Annotated in this window: 17 protein-coding genes; 5 read left to right on the top strand and 12 right to left on the bottom strand. The window is 56.7% G+C overall.

The annotated features are described in order from the left end of the window. The first annotated feature begins 70 nt into the window (after nt 1-70). Nucleotides 71-502 (top strand): CAAD domain-containing protein, encoded by a 432-nt coding sequence (locus HPC62_RS18495; RefSeq protein ID WP_172357999.1) that lies wholly within the window; start codon nt 71-73, stop codon nt 500-502. A gap of 210 nt (nt 503-712) precedes the next feature. After that, the gene (locus tag HPC62_RS18490) at nt 713-1696 is read left to right on the top strand and encodes a glycosyltransferase family 2 protein (RefSeq protein WP_172357998.1); all 984 of its coding nucleotides are present in this window, start codon (nt 713-715) and stop codon (nt 1694-1696) included. Nucleotides 1697-1838: 142 nt separating this feature from the next. Here the strand turns inward: HPC62_RS18490 and HPC62_RS18485 are convergent, their stop codons facing one another. Next, nucleotides 1839-2729 (bottom strand): nucleotidyltransferase family protein, encoded by an 891-nt coding sequence (locus HPC62_RS18485; protein ID WP_172357997.1) that lies wholly within the window; start codon nt 2727-2729, stop codon nt 1839-1841. Between the two features lie 172 nt (nt 2730-2901). Here HPC62_RS18485 and HPC62_RS18480 point away from each other — a divergent pair, with 172 nt between their 5' ends. The 3 genes from HPC62_RS18480 (at nt 2902) to queG (ending at nt 6486) form a co-directional block, all read left to right on the top strand. Next, complete coding sequence (locus tag HPC62_RS18480) at nt 2902-3537, top strand: LppP/LprE family lipoprotein (RefSeq protein WP_172357996.1); 636 nt, start codon at nt 2902-2904, stop codon at nt 3535-3537. A 205-nt stretch (nt 3538-3742) separates the two neighbouring features. Next, entirely contained in the window at nt 3743-5506 is a 1764-nt protein-coding gene (locus HPC62_RS18475) for a mechanosensitive ion channel family protein (protein ID WP_225910573.1), read from the top strand. Further along, on the top strand, nt 5503-6486 hold the full coding sequence (gene queG / locus HPC62_RS18470) for a tRNA epoxyqueuosine(34) reductase QueG (protein ID WP_225906612.1): 984 nt from the start codon (nt 5503-5505) through the stop codon (nt 6484-6486). The genes HPC62_RS18475 and queG overlap by 4 nt, the downstream gene beginning before the upstream one ends. Nucleotides 6487-6682: 196 nt before the next feature. Here queG and HPC62_RS18465 read toward each other — a convergent pair whose 3' ends face one another. From HPC62_RS18465 to HPC62_RS18415, 11 genes are all read right to left on the bottom strand, one after another. Next, nucleotides 6683-6895: a hypothetical protein gene (locus tag HPC62_RS18465; protein ID WP_172357993.1), complete on the bottom strand. Its 213-nt coding sequence runs from the start codon at nt 6893-6895 to the stop codon at nt 6683-6685. A gap of 89 nt (nt 6896-6984) precedes the next feature. Further along, on the bottom strand, nt 6985-8469 hold the full coding sequence (locus tag HPC62_RS18460; RefSeq protein WP_172357992.1) for a glutamate synthase subunit beta: 1485 nt from the start codon (nt 8467-8469) through the stop codon (nt 6985-6987). A gap of 131 nt (nt 8470-8600) precedes the next feature. After that, nucleotides 8601-13223: a glutamate synthase large subunit gene (gene gltB / locus HPC62_RS18455; protein WP_172357991.1), complete on the bottom strand. Its 4623-nt coding sequence runs from the start codon at nt 13221-13223 to the stop codon at nt 8601-8603. A gap of 616 nt (nt 13224-13839) precedes the next feature. Continuing rightward, nucleotides 13840-14241: a fasciclin domain-containing protein gene (locus HPC62_RS18450; protein WP_172357990.1), complete on the bottom strand. Its 402-nt coding sequence runs from the start codon at nt 14239-14241 to the stop codon at nt 13840-13842. Nucleotides 14242-14636: 395 nt separating this feature from the next. Then, nucleotides 14637-15944: a CO2 hydration protein gene (locus tag HPC62_RS18445; protein WP_172357989.1), complete on the bottom strand. Its 1308-nt coding sequence runs from the start codon at nt 15942-15944 to the stop codon at nt 14637-14639. A 97-nt stretch (nt 15945-16041) separates the two neighbouring features. Next, a complete protein-coding gene (locus tag HPC62_RS18440; protein ID WP_172357988.1) occupies nt 16042-17583 on the bottom strand; it encodes an NADH-quinone oxidoreductase subunit M in 1542 nt (513 codons plus the stop codon). A gap of 40 nt (nt 17584-17623) precedes the next feature. Then, nucleotides 17624-19483 carry an NAD(P)H-quinone oxidoreductase subunit F gene (locus HPC62_RS18435; protein WP_172357987.1) on the bottom strand — a complete coding sequence of 620 codons (1860 nt, stop codon included), beginning with the start codon at nt 19481-19483 and terminating at the stop codon, nt 17624-17626. A gap of 452 nt (nt 19484-19935) precedes the next feature. Beyond that, a complete protein-coding gene (locus tag HPC62_RS18430) occupies nt 19936-20361 on the bottom strand; it encodes a peptidylprolyl isomerase (RefSeq protein ID WP_172357986.1) in 426 nt (141 codons plus the stop codon). A gap of 92 nt (nt 20362-20453) precedes the next feature. Continuing rightward, the gene (locus tag HPC62_RS18425) at nt 20454-22931 is read right to left on the bottom strand and encodes an HAD-IC family P-type ATPase (protein WP_172357985.1); all 2478 of its coding nucleotides are present in this window, start codon (nt 22929-22931) and stop codon (nt 20454-20456) included. Between the two features lie 39 nt (nt 22932-22970). Next, entirely contained in the window at nt 22971-24416 is a 1446-nt protein-coding gene (locus tag HPC62_RS18420; RefSeq protein WP_172357984.1) for a hemolysin family protein, read from the bottom strand. A 37-nt stretch (nt 24417-24453) separates the two neighbouring features. Beyond that, nucleotides 24454-24804 (bottom strand): hypothetical protein, encoded by a 351-nt coding sequence (locus HPC62_RS18415; protein ID WP_172353198.1) that lies wholly within the window; start codon nt 24802-24804, stop codon nt 24454-24456. Between the last annotated feature and the right edge of the window lie 231 nt (nt 24805-25035).

The following is a 25035-nucleotide window of genomic DNA, read 5'->3' as shown; positions in this document are numbered from 1 at the left end:
AATTGCGAAACCTCAGATCGCAAAACCTCAGATTGCTGTCACCCGATTGTTGTTGTAATAAGGAACGGTTATGGAACCTGAAGTCAAAAACGAAATTAACACCCCTGACTTTATCAACGCCGAGGACACTGGAAAGCTGACTCCCTTCGGCACCGAGGAAAACACGGGCGAAGAGTGGCGTGAGTACGTGGACAAAGCAACAGAATTCGTTGCCGACCTGCCCAAATACCTATCTGAGTTTTTTGGGCAGTACAAAAGCCCCTTTGTCACCATTGGTCTGCTGCTGGCAGCGCTGATTGCGGTGCGGCTGGTGCTGGCGATTCTGCGGTCGGTCAACGATATTCCCCTGCTGGCTCCTACCTTTGAGCTGATTGGGCTGGGCTACACGGCGTGGTTTGTCTATCGCTATTTGCTGCGGGCCTCAAATCGGAAGGAACTGGTCAACGATTTCAACGAGCTAAAGTCGCAAGTGCTGGGGCATCGCAATAACCCGCCGCTCTAGGGCTTGGCCAGGGCTTGAGTTGTCTTGAAGCGTTATCTCATTGCGGGGTTGCCCTAGAAACTGGGTAATCTAGACATGGAAGTGTCTGTATAGCAGCGCTTGCTTAATGTAAAGGGTACTACAAGGGTTCTAAGAGGGCACTATAAAGAGCGCTAGAAGGGCGCTAGAGGGCACCGAAAGGGCACGAAGAGATTGACAGAGGGCAACTCGATGGACAGCGTGGGAGTTGTTGCAATTGGGCGCAACGAGGGCGATCGCCTGCGGCAATGTCTCTCGTCGGTGGTGGGTCGGGCGGCGCAGGTGGTCTACGTCGATTCTGGCTCTACAGACGGGAGCGTGGAACTAGCGCGATCGCTCGGTGCGGAGGTGGTCGCGCTGGATCTGTCGATTCCCTTCACCGCCGCCCGCGCCCGCAATGCCGGATTTGCTCGACTGCTGGAACTGCTGCCCCATGCAGAGTTTGTGCAGTTTGTCGATGGCGACTGCGAAATTGTCTCCGGCTGGATAGAGCAGGCTACCCAAGCCCTGCACGACCATCCCGACTGGGCGGTGGTCTGCGGGCGGCGGCGGGAGCGCTTCCCGGATGCCACGCTGTACAACCGCCTCTGCGACATGGAGTGGAATACGCCCGTGGGCGAGGCCAAGGCCTGTGGCGGCGATGCGCTGATGCGGGTGGCGGCGGTGCAGCAGGTGGGCGGTTATAACCCCGCGCTGATCGCGGGCGAGGAGCCAGAACTCTGCGTGCGGCTGCGGCAGCAGGGCTGGAAAATCTTCCGGCTGGATACCGAGATGACCCTACACGATGCCAACATGACGCGCTTTGCTCAGTGGTGGAAGCGCACCAAGCGGGCCGGCCACGCCTACGCCGAAGGCTCTTGGTTGCACGGGGCCCCACCCGAAGGGCACTGGGTCAAGGAAACGCGGAGCATCTGGCTATGGGGATTGGGAATTCCCCTGGGGGCGATCGCCCTTGCACCGTTGACCAAGGGTCTCAGCCTGCTGCTGCTGCTAGGCTATCCGCTCATGACCTATCGCATCTACCGCTATTTCAAGCAGCAGGGCTACAAGGCCTCCGACGCGCTGCCTTATGCCGCATCCTGCGTATTGGGCAAGTTTCCAGGGCTGGTGGGCGTGCTGCAATTTCACACCAATCGCCTGCTGGGCCGCCGCAACGCGCTGATCGAATACAAGTAATGCTGCTGTCGTCTGTCCTAACCCTCGTCTCTACACCCCAATCCCTTGGGATTTACGCACTTGCGATTAAGTTTTCTGGGTTTTGGGCGATTTCTTGCGGAATACGCCCGTGAGAAATCCCCCAACTGCGTGTGTCTTATCCCTAAATCAAACCCGATTCCTGAAACGCTTGTTCCAGATCAGCCGCAACCCCCAATTGGGCAGACCAATGTTGCAAGTAGGCGATGTCAAGCTGATCCGTCTGGGTTTTCAAGATTCCTAGAATGTCTCGCCACTGCTTCTCTGACTGGCTAGATTGCCGCCATTGCAGCTTGCTCAAAATCAAATCTTCTGGAGACGCAAAGTAAAAGTCGCCCCGATTGGGAATCGACAGTCGCCGCCGCCGCCGAAACTTTTCCATATCAAACGCATCCGCGCCAGATAGCACCAGATCAGCCTGGAGGATGGTTTCCTGATGAATAATCTGCAACGTGCGCGTTTGTCTGGTTAGGACTTCTTCCACTCCTGGCACATAAAAACCTGCTGCTTCCAGCGCTGAAATCAGTTGTGTCAAATCTGCGGGATTCAAATCCGGGTTCAAATTCAACACTACGTCTAAGTCTTGAGTGGTTCTGGGTTCTCCGTAGGCGGTTGCGGCAACTCCGCCCGTGATGTAGTAATCCACACCTAGCGATTGAAAAATGGAATGCAACTGCACTGCCAGGGCTAGAGAGTCTTGAATCCAGTTCATGTCTTTCCCTGGTAAAGCGGGGCTTGGGCTGATGTTCGCCAATATGCCTTCGAGAACATCCGAACAGAACCGCCCTCCACACCAGGTTCGCAGCACTTTTTCGGCAAATGCCTCGGGAAGCAAAGATGGGAACCGCTGCTGGAGGCTGACCCAGGACAGCTCACGAGCACTCCGTTCCAGCGCGGCTGCCATTTCCAGGCGACTGGCCATAGACTGTTGGCGCAGCAGCCTGAACCGCAGCTGGTCTGCGGCTACGGTGGTATCGCTTGCCTGGGGTTGGTAATTAGAGGACTGCGCGGGCATCGGGGCTAGCCTGGGAGAGTGAGAAATTGGGCAGTTCGATTCGCTCTACGGTTCCTCTGGTATAACTACTTGTATTCTATTTCTTTGCCAATCTCCGTCAGATTCCTGCTTAATTTCCGTTCAAACGTCCTTTGGAAATTCTTGTAAGGAAATTCTTGTAAAAACTAGCCCTATGCGTCGTTCTATTTCCCTTTTTAGCGCTGTATTTCTGACTTGGGTGACTGGGCTATCGGGGGCGATTCCCGCAGGAATCGCTTCGCGAATCGCCCAAACCCCTCCACCCGACCCCAGCGGCTCCTGGCTGGACGACAATATGCCCAACTGGAACCAGCCCGGTGCTGCCATCCCTGCCGCGCCCCAGCCAGAGAGCGGTAGCAACCTGGAGTATTGTATGCAATCGTTTCGACAGGCAACGCTGCCTGAAGATGCGCTGGTGCAGGCTGCGGGCTGGACGCTGACCGGAGCCGCTCAGGTTTTCAACGACACAACCGTAATCACAGGCATGGCGAATACTGACGGCATGTGTCGCCCCCTCCGCTATCAGGTGTTTGTGTTTAACAAAGGTGCGTTTGTGGGCACGCTGTCGCCCATCCTGATGGACTCCCGAACCGATGGCAGCGTCTTTAGCGTGGATTTGTATGGTGCAGACGGACTGAGTGCCCAGTTTAATCGCTACGAATCCGGCGATCCGCTGTGCTGCGCCTCTAGAGAGAGCCGCGTGTTCTACGAAATTCAGACTGAAGGTGATACTGTAATTCTGGTTCCCAACTTGCCAGCAGCAACCTTTTCTAGCCCCGATGCCCAATAGCGGCGGGTTACAATTCTCAGGCTCAAGTGATGCCCTCTAGATCTGCTTCCGCCCTTAGAGTAGTGGAATAGATGCTGCTGACACGAGATTTTACAGAGTCTTGTGCAAACTTATGCGTCAGTTTTTTGCTTCTCGCGCCGTCCAAGCGGCTCTCCGGTTTGCACTGATAAGCCTGTTGAGTTGCGGGCTGGCGATCGCCGGAGAATTGACCCCGCCTCTATCCCCTGCCCTAGGGCAACTGCCTTCCCTGCCCACGCGGTTATCAAATCCGGCTTTTAGCCCACCTGATGGTGTCAGCCGCCACGGAGAATACGAGACTGCCCCCATTCGCTCTCCACTTGACAATAAATGGTTATTTGAAGTCACGTCTCCTACGATTTTTAACCGGGAAGATGTGCCGCAGAATCGCCTGCCCGTGGAAGTGCGAGCGCAGGAGGTAAACGCACGACTGTGGCGCGTGCTGAGTCGAGCCGCCAACGCCAAAGAAACCCCCAAGGTGACGATTGCCATTCTTAACAATCGCCCGGTTTTGCAAATCAGCGATGACCAAACCACACGCCCCATTCGCTTAGTCACCGTTACTGAGCCCGACTCCGATTGGAATAGCAAACCGCTGGATGAGCTGGCAAAAGAATGGCAGGACATTCTGCAAAACGAGATGGTTCGCTTTAAGCAGCTCACCTCAAAAGACATTATTTTGCAGCGCCTTCGGCATGCATTTCAGCTTTTGGTGGGGCTGCTTTTGGCAAGTGGCATCATCTGGTTTTTGCAGCGACTTTTGACTCGTCGCCAGCGGACGCTAGAAGCCCGCTATGAGGAACAACTCGCGGCGATCGCCAGTGCAGAAAAAACGCATCAGCGTAACGCGCCAATAATCACAAATGTCTCGTCCGATTTGCCAGAAGGAGAAGAATCAGAAGCACGAGAAATTGCAGAACTGCGATCGCATTTTTTAGAAGCTTTGCAGGCTCAGTTCAGCGTCAAACGACAGCTAGATGTTGACAAGTTTCTAAAGTGGGCGCTGTTTTGGATTTTCATTTTGATGTGGTATGTCGGCATTGCCAGAATTATATCAACTGTGCCGCTTTTGATGCGATGGAGCGTTTACGTTTGGGCAACCCCTCTTGCCCTACTGGCAATCTGGTTTGGCATTAGTTTACTCATTCGTATTAGCCGCAGCTTAATTGATCGATTTCTATTTTCCTGGAAAATCAATGGGCTTTTACCAATCGGTGAAACCCAGCGCATTGCCCTACGAACCAAGACAATTTCCGAAGCCCTGAAGGGGCTAATTACCTTCGTTTTAATCCTGACTGGAATTGTCTGGACTCTGGGCTTATTTAATATTCCAACAAGTTCCATTCTGGCAGGTGGCGCGGTTATTGGTTTAGCTATTTCCTTTGGTTCTCAAAGCCTGATCAAAGATTTGGTAAACGGCTGTCTTATTTTGATCGAAGATCAGTTTGCCGTTGGGGATGTGGTGAAAATTGGGGACAAAAGTGGACTGGTTGAACGGCTGAATTTGCGCGTTACTCAACTCCGTAACAGTGAGGGGCAGCTGATTACCATTCCCAATAGCAGCATCACCAATGTTTGTAATCTGACGCGCCTCTGGTCACGAGTCGATTTCTCAATTATCGTCGCCTATGAGAATGATCCAGTGAAGGTTCTGAAAGTGCTAAAACAGGTTTCGGAAGACCTCTATAATGAGCTTGGGTGGCGCGATCGCTTGATAGAATCTCCTGATGTTTTAGGCATTGATGAACTTGATCATACAGGGATGCTGGTGCGAGTGTGGATTAAGACACTTCCGCTAGAACAATGGAGCGTCGGCCGCGAATTTCGGCTGCGCGTTCGTCAAGCATTTGAAGCAAATCAGATTCAAATTGGCAAACCTCAATGGATTACCTACAGCGCCAGTTTGGAAAACCTCAATCTCAACGCTACTCCGGCAGTGAGTTCCCCGTGACCCCTCCTGCGCGAAGTCCAGACCTGAGCCAAGCAGAACGAGTAAAACAGGCCGCGCTAGAGTTGGGGTTTCACAAAGTCGGCATTGCCTCTGTCGCAACTGTCACAGCGGAATCGGCGGGGCTGAACCGCTGGCTGGCGCAGAGCTATCACGCGGATATGGCGTGGATGGCGAACCCCCGAAGACAGGACGTGCGGCAGATCCTGCCGGAGGTGCAGTCTGTAATCTGCGTGGCACTAAATTATTACGTGAATCAAATGCGGTCAACTGCGCCGGGAGTGGCCAAAATCTCGCGCTACGCCTGGGGGTGCGACTATCACCGCGTCTTGCACAAAAAGCTAAAGGCGCTGTGTCGCTGGCTGGAGGCCCAGGGCGACGGGATTCAGACGCGCTTTTATGCTGATACGGGCCCGATACAAGATAAAGTCTGGGCGGAGCGGGCCGGGCTGGGCTGGATTGCCAAAAACAGCAACCTGATTACCCGCGAGTATGGCTCCTGGGTGTTTTTGGGCGAAGTGCTGACGAATCTGCCACTGGCGGCCGATACGCCCCACACGCAGCACTGCGGCACCTGCACCCGCTGCATCGAGGCCTGTCCCACGGGCGCAATTGTGGAACCTTTTGTGGTCGATGCCAATCGCTGCATTGCCTACCACACCATCGAAAATCGCGCCGCAAAACTGCCCGACGACATTGCCGACAAGCTCGATGCCTGGGTGGCAGGCTGCGACATCTGCCAGGACGTGTGCCCCTGGAATCAGCGCTTCGCCCAGGAAACAGACGTAGCCGAGTTTCAGCCTTACCCGTGCCATGTCAACCCCGCGCTGGCGGAACTAGCCGAGATCTCGGACGAAGAATGGGGCGATCGCACGACGGCTTCGGCGCTGCGGCGAATCAAGCCGGAGATGATGCGGCGCAATGCGCGGGCGGCGAGTGGAGAGGGGCAGATGGAGGGAGGAGGCGAGGGGGAGAGGCGATGACAGGGGGACGGAGTGCTGAGGTATTGGCATCCCAACGAAACAGAACACGGCTCTCATCATTCTCCCCCTGCCTGATTTCCTGATCCCATCATCTCATTTAGGACTTACGAACTTGCGATTAAGTTTGCTGGGTTTTGGACGCTTTCTCACAGGCGCTGCCCGCGAGAAAGCGTCCAACTGCGTAATCTTTTGCAGGCTAGTAGCTGTCGCCTTTACTCACGGTTTTTTGCCCAAGCTGGTGATTCGCCTGATGCAGCCGATTGGCGATCGCCTGTCGCCAGGCCAGATCCACGTTCGGATCAGCAATGACTTCCTGAGCAAGCTGGCGATAGACGGCGCTGGTGGCAGCGTTGACCTGTTCCAGCAGCCGGAGGTTGTGATAGACCGTGCGAGGGGAGGGAGTGTCCATAGGAATTGGTGGGTTGGTGAGTTGTGCGGGGAGGCGGAGCAGGAGAGGCTGCGGGCATTAAGCTGCCTGACCTCTCCTGCTTTACTGCTTTACGGTAGATCGGTGCTGCCCATCAAGTAGCGATCGCACTCTCGCGCTGCGCCGCGCCCTTCGTTGATCGCCCAGACAATTAGGCTCTGTCCGCGCCGACAGTCGCCTGCGGCAAACACGCCAGGAATGCTGGTGGTGAACTGACCGTGGGCGGCTTTGATATTGCTGCGGGAGTCGCGCTCGATGCCCAGGGAGTCGAGCAGCGGTTGCTCTGGCCCCAGAAATCCCATTGCCAGCAGCACCAGTTGGGCAGGCAGCACTTTTTCCGTGCCGGGGATGGGTTGGGGAATGAACTGACCGTTGTCGTTCTTTGTCCATTCCACCTGCGTAATATGAATCGCTTTTACGTTCCCGTTTTCATCCCCTTCAAACTTCGTGGTGGTGGTGAGGTACGTGCGTGGGTCTGCCCCAAACATGGCCGCCGCCTCCTCCTGTCCGTAGTCCATTTTGTAGACCTTGGGCCATTCCGGCCACGGGTTGTTGGCGGCGCGTTCCTGTGGAGGCTTGGGCATGATCTCAAGCTGCACCAGGCTCTTGCAGCCGTGGCGAATCGACGTTCCCACACAATCGGTTCCCGTGTCCCCGCCACCGATAATCACCACGTCCTTTCCGGCTGCGGAAATGTAGTCTTTGCCAGGTTGTTTGTCGAGAACAGCGCGGGTATTTCCCGTGAGAAACTCCATTGCAAAGTGAATCCCGTTCAGGTTCCGCCCTTCAATCGGCAGATCGCGCGGTTTCGTTGCGCCCGTGCAGAGCAGCACCGCGTCATAGTCCTTCAGCAGCGCTTCCGCAGGTAGGTCTTTGCCGATTTCCGTATTGCAGATAAACTCGATGCCCTCGGCTTCCAGCAGATCGAGCCGCCGCCGCACGATCTTTTCCTTATCCAGCTTCATGTTGGGGATGCCGTACATCAGCAGCCCACCGGGGCGATCGGCCCGCTCAAACACCGTCACCCAGTGACCAGCGCGGTTAAGCTGGTCGGCGGCGGCCAGTCCAGCCGGGCCAGAGCCAACGATCGCCACCTTTTTCCCGGTGCGGTGGGCGGGTGGTTTGGGCGTGATCCAGCCTTCTTCCCAGCCCTTTTCGATGATGGAATACTCGATGTTTTTGATGGTGACGGGCGGATTGTTGATGCCCAGCACGCAGGAACCCTCGCAGGGAGCAGGACAGACACGCCCCGTGAATTCAGGAAAATTGTTGGTCTTGTGGAGGCGATCGAGGGCTTCGCGCCACAGCCCGCGATACACCAGGTCATTCCATTCGGGAATCAGATTGTTGATGGGGCAGCCGCTGGCCATGCCGCTGACCAGCATTCCCGTATGGCAAAAGGGAATGCCGCAGTCCATACAGCGGGCCGCTTGGGTGCGGAGCCGCTCCTCCGGCATGGGGTTATGAAACTCGTTCCAGTCGCGAATGCGATCGCCCGGTTCGCGTTCGGTGGGTGCTTCGCGGAGATATTCGATAAAGCCGGTTGGTTTGCCCATAGTGGTGTTTTGACGGAGTTTTTTCTAATTTGAGTCCAGCGGTTAATGCCCTGATCACAGCCCTTTCCAGTGCCTCCAGCGGTTCCTAGACCCCTTTCAGGGTGAGTAGCACCCACCCCAAAAGAGACGGTTTAGCTGCCACCCACGCGGGCCACATCGCGGGCGTTTTGCTCGAAGGCGGCGGCCAGGGCATCGTCGCCACTGAGGCCAGAAGACAGGGCAGCGGCGATCGCCTCCAGCACGCGCTTATAGTCCTTCGGCATCACCTTGACAAACTTCGGCACAGTGTTGTCCCAATCCGCCAGCACCCGCTGAGCCACGGCGCTCTGGGTATAGTCGGCGTGCTGCTGAATCAACTGGCGCAGATCGCTGATTTCTTCAGCGTCCTCCAGGGTTTCCAGCCCCACCATTGCCGTGTTACAGCGGGTCGCAAAATCGCCCGCTTCGTCTAGCACGTAGGCCACGCCGCCGCTCATGCCTGCGGCGAAGTTGCGCCCGGTGCTGCCCAGCACGACCACCTTGCCGCCCGTCATGTATTCGCAGCCGTGGTCGCCCACGCCCTCCACCACCGCCGTCACGCCGGAGTTGCGGACGGCAAAGCGTTCACCCGCGATGCCCCGCGCATACAGTTCGCCAGCGGTCGCTCCATAGAGCGCCACATTCCCGACAATGATGTTTTCTTCCGCCACAAACGTCGAACCAGCAGGTGGATAGACAATAATCTTGCCGCCGCTGAGGCCCTTGCCCAGGTAATCATTCGCGTCGCCCTCCAGTTCCAGCGTCACGCCGCGCGGCACAAATGCACCGAGGCTCTGACCTGCGCTGCCCTGGAAATGCAGATGCACAGTGTCGTCCGGCAGCCCTTCCCAATGGCGCTTGGTGATTTCGTTGCCGAGGATCGTGCCGACCACGCGGTTCACGTTTTTGATCGGCAGCGTAGCGCGGACGGGTTCGCCCCGCTCGATGGAGGGCTGGCAGAGATCCAGCAGCATCGTCAAGTCGAGAGATTTTTCCAACCCATGATCCTGCGGCATCTGGCAATAGCGCCCGACTTCCGGGCCGACTTCTGGCTGATAGAGGATCTTGGAGAAATCCAGCCCTTTTGCCTTCCAGTGGTCAATGGCGCGTTTGGGTTCCAGAACATCCGTGCGACCGACCATTTCGTTCAGTGTTCGGAAGCCCAGTTCCGCCATGATTTCCCGCACTTCCTGGGCGATGAAGGTCATGAAGTTGACCGTGTGCTGGGGGTCGCCTGTGAACTTTTCGCGGAGCTGCGGGTCTTGGGTGGCAATTCCCACCGGACAGGTGTTGAGGTGGCAGGCCCGCATCATGATGCAGCCCAGCGTCACCAGCGGCGCAGTGGCAAAGCCAAACTCCTCGGCTCCCAGCAGGGCAGCAATGACCACATCCCGACCCGTCTTCATCTGCCCGTCGGTTTCCACCACAATGCGCGATCGCAGGTTGTTTAGCACCAGGGTTTGGTGGGTTTCCGCCAGTCCCAGTTCCCACGGCAAGCCCGCGTGCTTGATGGAGGTCTGGGGCGATGCGCCCGTGCCGCCGTCGAAGCCAGAAATCAGCACCACATCGGCATGGGCCTTGGACACCCCCGCTGCGATCGTGCCCACGCCGACTTCGGACACGAGCTTGACGCTGATGCGGGCCTCGCGGTTGGCATTTTTCAGGTCGTGAATCAGTTCTGCTAGGTCTTCGATGGAGTAGATATCGTGGTGAGGCGGCGGCGAGATCAGCCCCACACCGGGGGTGGAGTGGCGCACCTTGGCGATCCAGGGATAGACCTTCTTGCCGGGAAGCTGCCCGCCTTCGCCCGGTTTTGCGCCTTGGGCCATCTTGATCTGGATTTCCTTGGCTTGGGACAGGTAGAGACTGGTCACGCCAAAGCGACCCGATGCCACTTGTTTAATGGCGCTGTTTTTGGAATCGCCGCGCTCGTTTGTCCAAGTATAGCGGTCGGGGTCTTCGCCGCCCTCGCCCGTGTTGGACTTGCCGCCGATGCGGTTCATGGCGATCGCCAGCGTTTCGTGCGCCTCCTTGGAAATGGAGCCGTAGCTCATTGCGCCCGTCTTGAAGCGCCGGAGAATCGCCTCCACGGGTTCCACCTCCTCAATCGGCACGGGCTGCCGTGGCTTGAATTGCAGCAATCCACGCAGCGTGAAGTATTGCTGATTTTGCTCATTCACTAGGGCGGAATATTGCTTGAACAACTCGTAGTTGCCCTCACGCACGGCCCGTTGCAGCGTGTGAATCGTCAGCGGGCTAAACAGGTGCGCTTCGCCCTCCTTTCGCCATTGATATTCGCCGCCAACATCGAGCGTTTCGTTATCCGTCGTCCGTTCCGCAAAGGCGTGATGATGCCGCAAAATCGCTTCCTGAGCGATGACCTCTAAGCCTACGCCTTCGATACGCGAAGCTGTCCAGCTAAAGTAGCGATCTACGACGGCACGATTTAGCCCGATCGCTTCAAAAATCTGCGCCCCGCGATAGCTCTGGATAGTGGAAATGCCAATTTTTGACGCGACTTTGATCACGCCCTTGGTGACAGACTTGACGTAATTTTTGCAGGCTGTGGCGTAGTCCACATCCACCAGCAGCCCGTCGTCGATCATGCCCTGGAGGGTCGCAAACGCCAGATAGGGATTAATCGCGCCGCAGCCATAGCCGATCAGCGTCGCAAAGTGATGCACCTCACGAGGTTCGCCCGACTCCAGCACGATGCCGCAGCGGGTGCGCGTGCCCTGGCGAATCAGGTGGTGGTGCAGCCCCGCCACTGCCAGCAGCGCCGGGATGGGGGCCTGGGTTTCGCTGACGGAGCGATCGCTCAGGATTAAAATACTGGCTCCAGCGGCGATCGCCCCATCCGCCGCCGCAAACAGCGCGTCCAATGCCTGCTCCAGCCCGGCCGCGCCCGCCTGCGCGTCAAACACCATCGGCAGCGTGGACGAGCGGAACGGCCCGTCTGGTTGCGCCTTGAGCTTTGCCAGTTCCGCATTCGTCAGAATCGGCGTTTTCAGTTTGATCATCTGGCAGCTTTCCGGCACGGGTTCCAGCAGGTTGCGCTCGGAACCAATGGTGGTTTCGGCCGAGGTAATGATTTCCTCACGAATCGAGTCGATGGGCGGATTCGTCACCTGGGCAAACAACTGCTTGAAGTAGGTGTAGAGCAGCTTGGGGCGATCGCTCAGCACCGATAGCGGCGTGTCCGTGCCCATTGCGCCCACCGCCTCCACGCCGTCCCGCGCCATCGGCAGCAGCAGCATCCGCAGGTCTTCAAAGGTGTAGCCAAAGGCAGTTTGCAGACGAGTGAGGTCGGTAGGGAGAGCAGCGGGGGATTCAGCTGCAGAGGGCAAACTGGCGAGATCCACCAGATACCGATCCAGCCACTCGCGGTAGGGCTGCTGGGTAACGATTTGCTGCTTTAGCTCATCGTCGGCAATAATGCGGCCCTGGTTCATATCTACCAGGAACATGCGGCCAGGCTGGAGGCGACCCTTGTGGGCGACGCGCTCTGGCTCGATGGGCAGCACACCCGCTTCCGAGGCCATGATCACCAGATCATCATGCGTGACGTAGTAGCGGGAGGGACGCAGCCCGTTGCGATCCAGCACTGCGCCCATCATTGTGCCGTCGGTAAAGGCAATAGAGGCGGGGCCATCCCAGGGTTCCATCAGGCAGGCGTGGTATTCGTAAAACGCCTTTTTGTCCTGGCTCATGGACTCGTGGGCCGTCCAGGGTTCTGGAATCATCATCATGACGGCGTGGGGGAGCGATCGCCCTGCCAGTGTCAGCAGTTCCAGTGTGTTATCAAAGATGCCGGAGTCACTGCCATTAATGTTGATCAGGTTAGGAACTTTTTTCAGATCATCTCCAAACAAGTCGGACTCAAACAAGGCTTGACGGGCGTGCATCCAGTTGATGTTGCCGCGCAGGGTATTGATTTCGCCGTTGTGGGCGATGTAGCGATAGGGGTGCGATCGCTCCCAGCTTGGGAACGTGTTGGTACTAAAGCGTGAATGCACCAGACCCAGCGCACTCTCCATGTCCGGATCATGCAAGTCGGGATAGTATTTGCCTACCTGCTCCGGCATCAGCATCCCTTTATAGACCAGCGTACGGCACGACAAACTAGCCTGATACCAGAACGGATCGATACCAGCAGTGCGAATAGCTTTGTGAACGCGCTTGCGAATCACAAATAGCTTGCGCTCGAACGCCAGATCATCGGTCAAATCGGGCGATCGCTGAATGAACAGTTGCCGCATAAACGGTTCGCTGGCCTTTGCGGTGTTGCCCAGTGATGAATTATCCGTCGGCACGTCGCGCCAGCCCAGCAGCGTTTGCCCTTCTTCGGCAATGATCTGAGCGGCGATCGCCTCTCCCCGCCGTCGCTGTTCCGGATCGGGCGAGGTGTAGGTCATGCCCACGCCATACTGCCCCAGTGCAGGCAGCGCAATGCCTTCGATTGCTGCTACTTTCTCCAAAAACTTGTGGGGAATTTGCATTAAAATTCCCGCGCCGTCGCCCGTATTGCTCTCGCAGCCACACGCGCCCCGGTGATCCAGATTGATTAAAATCGTCAGCGCTTGCTCAATAATGTCGTGGGATTTTTGCCCCTTCATCTGCACCACAAAGCCCACACCGCAGGCATCATGCTCAAACTGCGGATCATAGAGTCCCTGGCGATCGGGCAGGTGATTCAAAACATGGGGCGGCTCAGCGGACAAAGCGTGCTGGTTCATGGCGACGACCTGAAGGCGAAACGTGAAGTTTTATCTAGACGCAGGTGTTGACTATGCTTCTAGATGCAACTGGCATTTTCTAACAGGCTTTTGGGTGAAGGCGCAGGTCTTAAGGATGTTGTCAGATCTGGCGAAGAAATGTCATCATTTGGTGTGTTTTGCAACAAACTTGAGACGCAAAACCGTTGCAGAAGTTATCAAAAATTCACTCGATTTGAGCAGGCGTTATTCTCTAGAAAAGATCTGAGATTTAAGTACATTTCACTTTATTTGCCTCACTCTTTTCTGGTCTGCCGAAAGCTTTAAGCCAGAATAGCCCTAAATTGGCATAAGAATGTCCTAAAAATATAAGGATGGGCGGCCGGTGCGCTGCCCATCCTTATGCCAAGAATCATTACTTTACTTTTCGGGCACTGCCTAACCCAGAAAAGGGTGAAAGTCCAAGAAATGCTGCGTCAAGCAGGTTAGGGCTTGAACCGGGAATGGGCTAAGTCAGGCTCTAACCCGCTAGACCAAGAAATGCTGCGTCAAGCAGGTTAGGGCTTGAACAAGGAGGATTTCGGGAGATCTGACTGCGTAAGTCCTGAGAGATCGAGAAGGATCAACCCACCCAGATTTAGCCCATCAAGATCACGTTATCAATTACATGAATCACGCCATTGTCCGCTTCCACGTCGGGCATCACCACCGTCGCATTTTTCACCTCAAAGGCATCGGACAGATCAAGCGGAATCACTGAGCCTTCGACAGAAGTCAGGCTTTTCAGTCCCTTGAGATCTGCCTGGGTGTACTTACCAGACACGACATGGTATTTCAAAATGCGCCCAAGCTGCGGCGGATTTTGCACAAGGGTTTGAACAGTGCCGGGTGGCAATTTGGCAAAGGCATCGTCCGTTGGTGCGAACACAGTGAACGGCCCGCCGCTCTGCAACACCTCCACCAGACCCGCCGCTTGAACTGCTGCGACGAGCGTAGAAAAGCCTTCCGTTTGCACAGCAATATCAACAATCGTAGGCATGGCTTAAGGAATGTTAGATGGATTGGTCAGTGAACAGATCAGTGAATTGATTTAAGAGTCAATTAGGACTCATATGTTTGAAGCCTATTTGAAGCCTTCGGACCTGATCCACCCTCAGCCCCCTTGTTAAGGCTACGGTGTACTCACATCTCGATTGTTTGCGTTAGGCTCTGAAAAATCCCCCTAAATCCCCCTTAATAAGGGGGACTTCCGATCCAGTTCCCCCCTTTGCTCAGGGGGCTAGGAGGGAGCAGTTCCCCCCTTATTTAAGGGGGGCTAGGGGGGATCAAAGCATCGCCGCTCAAGCATAGAAAACTTGGATATACACAGTAGCTTGTTCAGGGGGAACCGAGCCTGTCCGAAGAGACTTCAGTCCAGGGGAACTTAAGGAGAACCTAGCGATAGTCTGGACTCTGGATATCGCGCAGGCGGGCCTCTGGACGCAGGAACCGATCCATCTGCGCTTCAAAGAACTTGCGATTGGCCATGCGGTGCTTAGGATTGGGATCATCCAGCGGATACAGCAGCGCCGTCCGCAATGCCTGAATCACCGCCGATGTGACGTTGTACATCGACCGCTGGAAGGTAATCCCCAACTGCACTAGCATGTCGTCTTCTCCCCGGCAGTGTTGATGATAATATTCCACCAAGTAGGGCGGCAGGAAGTGCAGCATGTCCTGCATCAGCAGCGTCGGCGGAATGCCCGCAGTGCCTACAGGAAACACGTCGGCATAGAGAATGCCGTAGTGAAAGTCTTTCTGGTCTGCGGGCACTTGGTTAGCCTGGGCGTTGTAGGACTTAGTGCCCCGGAAGGGAGAAGTACGGTAGAACACGGCTTCTACGTAGGGTAGCGCTGCTTCATAGAGCCAGGTAAAGCCCTTGGACTTGGGAATGATTTCGTAGCATTCGCCGTCGATGTAGGCGTGATGGTAGATGGGACGGCCGGCGATCGCAAAAATACCGTTCACCAAAAAGTTCATTGCGTCGGGTACGCCTTTAAACCCGCCCTCATCGTAGATGTCCGACATCTCGAAAAACACCGGAGCCATCACTTCCCAGAACAGCCCCAGATTGGAGTAGTAAGACAGTTCCCTCACCTTTTCTAGGAACATATCGGGGAAGAGTTTATATAACCCCAGCATCACCGGATTTTTCTTGAAATAGGCGCGGATGGCGCGATCGGCATTTTGCTTATATTCGTCGGAGTCTAGATAGGCATCAAACTGGTTCACCGGAGCGTACATGTGCCGATGCCACAGCATGGCCCGCATACATTCTTCGGCAAATTCCATATTCACCCGGTCGTGCCAGAGGTGGTGCAAGAGCTTGGGCAGCTTTTTCTTGAGTTCACCCTTTTCCATAAATTCCAGCAGTTCCGGGTGGGCAGACGCTCGACCACGCCAGATCCGCAGGTCGGCCGTGTCTCCGGCGTAGTGGTTGGGGCGATCGAGGTATTCCTGGGAAATGAAGTATTTGAAAAAGGGAAACGGGTCGAGAAACACCTGCTCTGCAATGTAGAGCAGGTCGCGCCAGTAGAAATCCATCGGCACGGCGTAGGCTTTGTAGATGCCGATGATCTGCATCAGGTTTTCGGGCGTGTCGGGCAGCATGGAGCCGCCGGCCTCTAGCCGATGGATGATGTCGGCGTGGGGATGCCGAGAGGGTGGGATGAGGGTGGGGGGGGTTTGGAGAGTAGTGGTCATGGCGAGATGAAAGAAGGATGGGGGGACGGGGTGACAGGGTGTTGGGGAATGCGAAAAAAGCCTGAAACCTAGCTTGGGGTTTTAAAGCACAGCCTAGCTATTTGCTGACAGGGCTGGACATCAACAGAAGATCAGGGGTTTTCGCTATAGGGGCAATCGCCAGACGGGTTTCTGCGGGTGTGGTGACGGCGGCGATCAGCGCGTTGCTAGTGGGTTCGATCCAGCGGACGAGCCAGTTGGGCTGGATGCCCAGCAGGAAAATAATCCAGGCAAGCACTAAGGCTGGAACGCGCTCTGACCATTCGACTTGGGGAAAGCGGGCGATCGCATTGTCTAGCTTGCCGAAGCAGGTGCGGTTCATCAGAATGACAAAGTACACCGCAGTTAAGCCCGTGCCAACCACGCCCATTAGGGTTTGCACCGGGAACACGGCGTAGCTGCCCTGGAAGATCAGAAACTCGGCAATAAAGCCCACCAGTCCGGGAATGCCCGCGCTGGCCATGCCGCCCAAAATCAGCAGAGCGCTGACCGACGGCAGTCCGCGAATCGGGTTCAGCAGACCGTTCAGCACATCCAGTTCGCGAGTGCCAACTTTGGTTTCGATCACGCCGACTAGGTGAAACAGCAGCGCCAGAATCACGCCGTGGGCAAACATTTGGGAAATTGCGCCGACCATGCTGAGGCTGGTGAGTGCTGCGCCCGCTAGTAGTAGATAACCCATGTGACCTACGGAACTGTAGGCGACCATGCGCTTGATGTCCTTTTGGGCGATCGCCGCTGTTGCGCCATAGAGGATGCTGACTGCGGCCCAGGTGGCCAAGCCCGGAGCCAGCAGCGCCCAGGCATCGGGAAACAGCGACAGACAAAAGCGGAAGATGCCGTAGGCTCCCAGCTTTGCTAGCACACCGCCCAGCAGAATGGCGACCGGAGCCGAGGCCGACACGTAGGTATCTGGGAGCCAGGTGTGGAACGGCACCAGCGGCACCTTAATGCCAAAGCCAATCAGCAGCGTCACCAGTAACGCAACTTGCAGCCCCAATGGCAGCGTCTGCCCCATCAAGGCGCTGTAGTCAAAGGACTTGCTGCCTGTGAACCAGACCAACCCCAAGAAGCCCGCCAAAATCAGCGCCCCCGACAGGGCAGTGTAAATCAGAAACTTGACCGCTGCGTAGCCCCGCTTTTCGCCACCCCAGATGGAAATCAGCAGGTAAAAAGGAACCAGTTCCAGTTCATACAGTAAGAAGAACAGCATCAAATTTTGCGCGACGAATGCGCCTGCCACACCGCCGCTGACCAGCAGCACCAGCCCATAAAACAGGCGCGGCCGCTCGGTCGTTTCGGAACTGCTGAAGATGGCAATCCAAGTGAGCAGGCTATTCAGCACCAGCAGCACCAGCGATAAACCATCTACGCCGAGGCGATAGTCCAGCCCCAGCGGTTCGATCCAGGGCAAGTATTCCTGCATTTGCAGCCCCGGATTGCTGAGATCAAACTGGCTGGCGAGAAATAGGGTGTACGCCAGGATGCCAGCGGAACCCCAGAGGGCGATCGCTCGCACTTTTGGGCCTGAAATCGACGATGGCAGTAGCGCCAGCACAAGGGCAGCAACAATTGGTAGCCAGATCAAGATGCTGAGCATAGGTTTGGTAAGAATCAGGAATGGGGGTCAGGGTGAGGAATTAGCCGAACACAACGAGCTTCAGGTTGGACAAAATCGACCAGGCGCTAAGAACAATTAGCACCGTCAAACCAACGGCAATCGTGAGCGCATAGAACTGGGTTTTGCCCGTGTTGCCATACTTCAGGGTTTCGCCGCCAAAAATTGAGGCAATTCCAACCAGATTCACCAGTCCATCGACAATGTACCGATCGCCCCAGTCCACCAGCCGCGACACGATATCCACACTGCCCACAACGCTAGAGCGGTAGATCTTGGGGGTATAGAAGTCGTAGGCGAGTAGGTCTTGCAGCGGCTTCCAGGGCAGGCGCACGGGCTTTTCGACGGGGCCCAGGTAGACCACAGCGGCGATCGCCATGCCAGCCAAACTCGACCAGGTCAGCAGCAGGGCAGCGGTTTTATCTAGCTGCGCCCAATTTGGCAAGAGGTTCAGGCTTTGTAGCACCAGCGGCAGGTGCAGCGTGAGGGCCGCCACCACAACCATCGGCAGGGTCACGGGCCAGAGATTTTCGGGCGATCGCTGGGCCATCTGCTTTGCCTGGTTGCCAAAAATCAGGCAAAACACCCGCACCACGCTGAAGGCCACCAGATCATTCACCACCAGCAGAATGATTGCCACGGTAGGAGAGTCTTCGCGCAGCCCGTCTACCAGTTTCAGCAGCGCCCAAAAACCACCCAAGGGGGGAACTGCTACAAGACCCAGTGCCCCAATCGCATAGGACAGTCCCGACACCGGGCGACGGCTCCATAGCCCGCCAAGCTGCGTCAAGTCCTGGGTGATGCTGTTCAGCACGATGGAGCCACAGCTCATAATCATGGCCGAAACGGCGATCGCATAGGTCAGCAGCAGCAGCAGCGCCGCCTGCGTTTGACCTGCACCCACCGCCATAAACACAATGCCCATGTAGGCGCTAGCCAGATAGGAGAGCGATCGCTTGATATCGATCTGGGCAATGGAAATGAGGGATGCGCCCAGCGCTGTGACGGCTCCAATAGCAATAACAGCAGTAGTGACAGTGGGCGACAGCGCCAGCACGGGTTGCAGCTTGATCAGCACCCAGGCCCCCGTCGCTACAACGACCGAGTTTCGCAGAATGGTGCTGGGAAAGGGTCCTTCCATCGCCTCGTCCAGCCACAGATGCAGAGGAAACTGGGCGCACTTGCCCATCGGCCCCGCCACCAGCGCCAGCCCGACCAGCGTCATCAGCTTCGGATTCACCTCAGATGTCTGGGCCCAGGCTGCCAGTCCATCAAAGTCCCAAGTGCCTGCCAGCGGATAAATCGCCAGCACGCCCATTAGCAAGAACAGGTCGCCAACCCGCTTGGTCAAAAAGGCATCCCGTGCCCCCGTCACCACCAGCGATTGGTTAAACCAGAAGCCAATCAGCAGGTAGGTTCCCAGCGTCAGGATTTCCAGAATCATGTAGGCGAAAAACAGCGAGTCGCATAGCGCCAGCCCGCACATGCCGCCTTCAAATAGCGCCAGCAGCGCAAAGAACCGCGCCCAGCCCCAGTCCATTTCCAGGTAGCCAACGGCGTAGAGTTGGGACAGGAAGTTGATGCCAGTGATGAGCAAGATTGCGCCGATGGTCAGGGCGGACACTTCCAGAGGCAGGGTTAAATCCAGCCCTGCGACCGTCAGCCAGTGCAGGCGAAACGTGACGGCGGGCTGTTGCCAGACGGCCGGGAAAATCAGCAGCGCGTGCAGAAAGGCGATCGCCGTCATGATCAGGTTCACATATCCTGCTGGACGCGGCCCCGTCAGGCGAGTCACCGAGGGGAACCAGAGCATGGACAGTACCATGCCCATCAGCGGGTAGCAGGGAATGAGCCACGCACTTTGAATAAGGAGTTCAGCCATATTCCGGGGAGTTGGGTGAGGGATCAGGTCTGAAAACTAAGTAGCCCAAAGCTTCAGCCCTCTTGACATGCTCCAAATTGGCCCTGTGATGCAGGACAGGACATCAGTATCAGAGCAAATTCAGAGCAAAGAGGGGCGCGGTTGGAAGCCTGAGCGCGAAGACCTAAGTCTATGACGACCTAGATAGATATTGAAAAAAATCTATATCAGATGTTTTCTAGATTAGCTTAAAACCTAAAGCAAATCGAAACTGGATAGATTTTCTTCGATATGGATCACTTAATGCATCGAAGAAAGTCTGCTTATATCGCTTCTCTGCTTATTTTCCTATGGTTCATTACACAAAAAACGGATGCCAGGAGAAGAGTCCTTGGGCATCCGTTTGTTTTTGGTAAAATTCCTCGCGCACCGGGCAAGGGGTCAATGAGGCTGAGGGTTAGCTTAGGCTAAGACTACGGCTCGATCTTGACCGACAAAATCTTGTCACCGGGGCGAATTGCGTTCACTACGTCCATATCTTCCGTCTTGCCAAACACCGTATGCTTGCCGTCCAAGTGGGGCTGGGGCGAATGGCAGATAAAGAACTGGCTGCCGCCTGTGTCTTTTCCAGCGTGGGCCATCGACAGGGAGCCGGCCTGGTGCTTGTGGGGGTTGCCTGCGGTTTCGCACTTGATGGTGTAGCCGGGGCCGCCGCGGCCGTCGCCGTTGGGGCAGCCGCCCTGAATCACAAAGTCGGGAATGACGCGGTGAAAGTTCAGCCCGTCATAAAAGCCTTTGTTAGACAAATCCACAAAGTTTTTCACGGTGTTGGGCGCGTCCTGGTCAAACAGTTCCAGGGTAATCGTGCCCTTCTCGGTTTCCATAATGGCGCGGGTCATGGGGTCTCCTGAGATTTTCAAACGAGCATCTTTAAGTATGTAAATATGCCTGTGAATGCATATTCGGATGAAGGATATGCCGTCTTAGTGTATCAACTGGGGCGATCGCTCAGATCAACGCCCAGAAATCGATCGAAAAAGCGCGATCGCCAAATAAAGCGCAGCAGCAGGCACCATTCCACCGCCACTAGCCCGATGTAGAGATAGCCGGGAATGCTCAGCGGCGACAGTTCAAAGAATTCTCGCAGCGGCGGCAGGGCGACGATCAGCAGGTAAATCCCTAGCAGGGCGATCGCCATCAGGGTATAGCGCCAGTCACCACTGTAGGGTTCGCCGCCGGCCCAGGCGCGGGTTGGGGGTTTGAGAAACGGCAGCAGGCATAGCTGCCCCAGCACTAAAATCGTCACCAAGGCACTGCGGGGCAGGGAATAATCAACCTGGCGGAGTTCCTGAAACGGGGGCAAATCCAGCACGGCGCTGACCAAGAAAAACAGGTACACCAGCAGCGACACCAGCGTCAGGCTGAGGGTGGCAGGCACAACAAAATGCAGCATCGAGCGCACCAATCCGCCGCGTGGCGTGGGCGCAGGCTTCGCCCAGACGGGGATAAAGATCGTCGGCAGCCCCACGCCGATCAGCGTCACCACTGCGCTTTGCTTGTTTTCGAGGGGGAAGCTGTCGGTGACGATGGCCGTGGCAAAGATCAGCAGCGTAACGCAAAACACGCGCACCAGGAATAGCTTCATTACGTCCTGGATGCCGCTGCGAATCCGCTGTCCCTCCAGAAACGCATGGGGCAGTGCGGCAAAAGAGTCTCGCAGCAGCACGATGTCGGCGACCCCGCGTGTGGCTTTGCTGCCGCTTTCCATGGCGATCGCCAAGTGGGCCTGCTTCAGCGCCAGCACGTCGTTCACCCCGTCGCCAATCATGGCAACATAGCGCCCCGATTTTCGCAGCGCCCGCACCAGGTCAGCTTTTTGGTCGGGCGTGATGCGGCCGAAAATGGTGTGCGCCTGCGCGGCCTGGGCAAACTGGGCAGCATCGAGGTCAGCCAATTCTGTGCCAGAAATGAGCGAAATTTGGTCGCTCAGTCCTGCTTGCTTGGCCAAGGCCGCGACGGTCTGGGGGTTGTCGCCAGAGATAATTTTCACGTCGATCCCCGCTTGCCGGAAGCCCTGGAGCGTTTCGTAGGCCTCTGGCCGCAACTGGTCGCTAAAGCAGAGCAGCCCCAGCGGCGCGAGATCGGGCGGCATCTGGGGCATCGCAACCGTTTCCTTGAGCGCTGCCCAGTCGGCGCTCCAGGCCAGCAGCACCACCCGCAGTCCTTCTCCTGTCATCCGCTGCATCCGGCTGACCCAGTTGGCGGGCAGGGGCGCGGCTTTCAGGAGGATTTCGGGCGCACCCAGCACGTAGGTTCCGGGGCGCGGGCCGCTGTCAAAGGCGATCGCACTCCATTTTCGTGCGGAGGAAAAGGGCACTTCGGCAATGGGCGATCGCACGGAACCGGGACAGACAGCGGCGATCGCCTCGCTGGTGCGGTTGGTGGTGCTGAGGCTGGCGGCAAAGTCGCCCAAGTGCGATCGCAGCTCCTCTTCTGGAATGCCAATAGGATACACCGCTTCCAGCGTCAGGTGATTCGTCGTCAGCGTCCCAGTTTTGTCCAAACACAGCACCTCCACATGGCTCAGCGACTCCACCGCATTTGCCTGCTGAATCAACACCTGCTGCCCCAGCATCCGCACTGCTCCCAGCCCATAGGCCAGCGTAATCGCCAGCAGCAGCCCTGCGGGGACTAGCCCTGCCACCACCGCCGCCCGCTGCGCCACGTCGTTGAGGGAATAGGACTGGCTGAGAAAGCTAATGCTGATCAAAATCCACAAAAAGCAGGCGATCAGCACAAAGACGCGAATCACGACGTTAATTTCACGCTGGAGCGGTGTCAGGATGTTGCGAAACGCCCGCGCCCCCGCCATGAGCTGATAGGCAAAGGTGTCCTTGCCGACTTTCTGCGCCTCGTAGCAGGCCGTCCCGCTGACGCAGAAGCTGCCAGAATAAACCCGTTCGCCCGCCGTTTTGGGCACAAGTTCCGATTCGCCCGTCAGCAGCGATTCGTCTAGCTCGGCATGGCCGTCGCCCAAGATCGCCCCATCCACCACCACCTGGTCGCCCGGCCGCAACAACAGCACGTCCCCCAGCACAATTTCACTGGGGTCAATTTCGCGCTCCTGTCCGGCGCGGATGACGGTCGCCTTGGGTCGGCTGAGGAGGGCGATTTGATCCAGCTTTCGTTTTGCCCAAATTTCCTGGTAGATGTTAATCAACACGCCACCAAAGATGACGACCACTACCAAAAATCCATCGCCCGGCCGCCGCAGCAAAAACATCACCAGGCTGAGCAAAAAGAAAACACTATTGATAAACGTAAACAGATTTTCGCGAAGGATCTGCCCGTAGGAGCGGGTGGATTGGAGGGTGACGTTATTGCCTTGTCCTGCTGCGCGTCGGGCGATCGCCTCGTCCTCGGTCAGCCCATGCAGCGTAAATGCTTGAGGAACACCCGCTTCACTCATATGTGTGCGTCAAGTCCGTATGACGGCTAGTGTAGCAAGTTAGGGGTTGGGGGTTATGGATGGTGCATTGGTATCGGCTGAGGTTGTGGCAGAAGAGGCTGAGTCTGGGACGGGCGCTCGCTCGATGCGAATCTGGTGCAGTCGGGGGCCGGCCGCCGAGGTCACCGTCAGGTGCAAATCGCCGTAGCGGAGGCTGTCGCCCTGCACGGGGATTTTTTGCAATTGGTGAATCAAAAAGCCGCCCAGCGTTTGGTAGTCGTCTAGAATCGGCAGGTCGAGGTCGAGCGCCTCATTCACTTCTTCCAAGGTCATCTGCGCCTGCACCAGCGTCGTCCGCTCATCCAACTGCTGGATCATCGGCTCCTCTTCGGGGGTGTCCGGCTCATCGGGATAGCCGATAATCTCGGAGGCCAGATCCTTCAGCGTCACCAGTCCAGCCGTGCCGCCAAACTCATCGACGACCATGACCAGGGCCTGGCGCGATCGCTGCATCAGTTGCAATAGCTCACTGAGTTCCAGGTTTTCGGGCACAAACTGGGCCGGGCGCACCCACGGCGTAATGGGGCTTTCTAGCGTGATTTGTCCCTGCACCAGCGGAGCCGCCAGTTCCTTGAAATAGATGATGCCCAGGATGTCATCCAGCGAGTCGCCAATCACGGGATAGCGAGAGTGGCCCGTTTCCGCAACGGCATCCAGCAGGTCTTGAAAGGTGGCATCCTGGGGCAGGGCCGTGATGCTGATGCGGGGCACCATGACCGCCTGCACAGACACTTCGGCAAACTCCAGCGCGTTGCTGAGTAGCTCCCGCTCCTCTTCTTCCAGTCCGCTGGTTTCGCTGGAGGTTTGGATGATAAGCTGCAATTCTTCTGGCGTGACGCGGTTATACCAGCCCTGGTTGCTATCGCGGATGCCAATCAGCCGTAGCAGCCAGTGGGTAGACTGGTTCAGCACCCAGATAAAGGGGTTAAAAAAGCGGGCGATCGCCAGACTAGGCGGCCCCAAAAACCGCGCCAGTTGCTCTGGATAAAGCAGCGCCAGCGCCTTGGGGCAGAGTTCTCCCAGCACAATTTGCAGATAGGCAATCAGCAAAAAGGCGGCCAGAACCCCCACGGAGTGAGAAATCGCCAGTTGCCCCGTCGCGCCCAGCGGCAAGCGGCTGAGTCCGATTTGCAGCAGCACGGCTACCGTTTTTTCGCCAATCCAGCCCAGCGCCAAACTGGATAAGGTAATGCCCAACTGGGCAGTAGACAACAGCTTTTCCAGACTGCGCTGCAAATCCTGCACAGTTCTGGCCTGCACGTCACCTGCCATCACCAACTGGCTGATGCGTGACTGTCGCACGGACACAATGGAAAATTCTGCGGCTACAAAAAACGCATTGATGGCAATCAGCGACAGAACTGCCAGAAGTCTTAACATCACGCCAGAGGCCGTGAGGGGCTGGGCAGCGCTGAGCGCAACAACCGAAGCAGCAAGGGGAATCATCCGCGACTATCAGGAAAACAGGGACAAGACCAAAGACTCATCCAAGCCACCACCTGGCTCGATTGACAGGGTTGATAGCGTCCTCCTTGGCTCCAGCGTCGCTGACTCGTCCCAGTCCTTCTGTGCTGGAGCGAGCAGGCTGACTGTTGTTGATTCGATTTTTTACATCCTCGATGATTTTAGATTCGGGAATGATGATGATCTCGTCGCGGCTGCCCTGTTCTCCGGCGGCTTCGCTGCCCAGCGAGGTCGGCCGCACGTCGGGCTGGGTCACGCCGCGCAGTGCCTCACGCCCCAGCGCATAGCCCCAAATGCCGCTTGCCACCCCCGCTGCGGCCATGAGCGTCAGCAAGATTAACGTGAGTGCGACGGTAGAATTAAGTTTCATAGAGGCTTTTAATTCTGTAGTAGAGGCTTTAAGGAATTGCGGAACTGGCGCGATGCGAGGCAAGTGGGGTTAACTGGCTTTGAGATACGAGCTTGAGATGCAAGCTTGAGAGGAGATTTTATAAGAAGCAGGCGCTTCCAAAAATGCAGGCTTTCAGAATGCAGGCTTTCAGAATATAAGAATATCAACAGCCTGGAAAATCGGCACTGGAAAATTCAAGTGTGTCCAGAC

Origin of the sequence: Thermoleptolyngbya sichuanensis A183 (assembly GCF_013177315.1) — a bacterium.
GTDB classification, from domain to species: Bacteria; Cyanobacteriota; Cyanobacteriia; order Elainellales; family Elainellaceae; genus Thermoleptolyngbya; species Thermoleptolyngbya sichuanensis.
The sequence above is the reverse complement of the archived record's forward strand: the minus strand, read 5'-3'. Positions and strand labels throughout refer to the sequence as shown.

What these genes read in the sequence shown, in the direction of transcription:
- HPC62_RS18490 (WP_172357998.1), top strand. Translation starts at nt 713, where the DNA reads ATGGACAGCGTGGGAGTTGTTGCAATTGGGCGCAACGAGGGCGATCGC.
- HPC62_RS18480 (WP_172357996.1), top strand. Translation starts at nt 2,902, where the DNA reads ATGCGTCGTTCTATTTCCCTTTTTAGCGCTGTATTTCTGACTTGGGTG.
- HPC62_RS18485 (WP_172357997.1), bottom strand. Translation starts at nt 2,729, where the DNA reads ATGCCCGCGCAGTCCTCTAATTACCAACCCCAGGCAAGCGATACCACC.
- HPC62_RS18425 (WP_172357985.1), bottom strand. Translation starts at nt 22,931, where the DNA reads ATGAGTGAAGCGGGTGTTCCTCAAGCATTTACGCTGCATGGGCTGACC.
- HPC62_RS18445 (WP_172357989.1), bottom strand. Translation starts at nt 15,944, where the DNA reads ATGACCACTACTCTCCAAACCCCCCCCACCCTCATCCCACCCTCTCGG.
- HPC62_RS18495 (WP_172357999.1), top strand. Translation starts at nt 71, where the DNA reads ATGGAACCTGAAGTCAAAAACGAAATTAACACCCCTGACTTTATCAAC.
- HPC62_RS18430 (WP_172357986.1), bottom strand. Translation starts at nt 20,361, where the DNA reads ATGACCCGCGCCATTATGGAAACCGAGAAGGGCACGATTACCCTGGAA.
- gltB (WP_172357991.1), bottom strand. Translation starts at nt 13,223, where the DNA reads ATGAACCAGCACGCTTTGTCCGCTGAGCCGCCCCATGTTTTGAATCAC.
- HPC62_RS18415 (WP_172353198.1), bottom strand. Translation starts at nt 24,804, where the DNA reads ATGAAACTTAATTCTACCGTCGCACTCACGTTAATCTTGCTGACGCTC.
- HPC62_RS18450 (WP_172357990.1), bottom strand. Translation starts at nt 14,241, where the DNA reads ATGCCTACGATTGTTGATATTGCTGTGCAAACGGAAGGCTTTTCTACG.
- HPC62_RS18420 (WP_172357984.1), bottom strand. Translation starts at nt 24,416, where the DNA reads ATGATTCCCCTTGCTGCTTCGGTTGTTGCGCTCAGCGCTGCCCAGCCC.
- HPC62_RS18435 (WP_172357987.1), bottom strand. Translation starts at nt 19,483, where the DNA reads ATGGCTGAACTCCTTATTCAAAGTGCGTGGCTCATTCCCTGCTACCCG.
- HPC62_RS18465 (WP_172357993.1), bottom strand. Translation starts at nt 6,895, where the DNA reads ATGGACACTCCCTCCCCTCGCACGGTCTATCACAACCTCCGGCTGCTG.
- HPC62_RS18440 (WP_172357988.1), bottom strand. Translation starts at nt 17,583, where the DNA reads ATGCTCAGCATCTTGATCTGGCTACCAATTGTTGCTGCCCTTGTGCTG.
- HPC62_RS18460 (WP_172357992.1), bottom strand. Translation starts at nt 8,469, where the DNA reads ATGGGCAAACCAACCGGCTTTATCGAATATCTCCGCGAAGCACCCACC.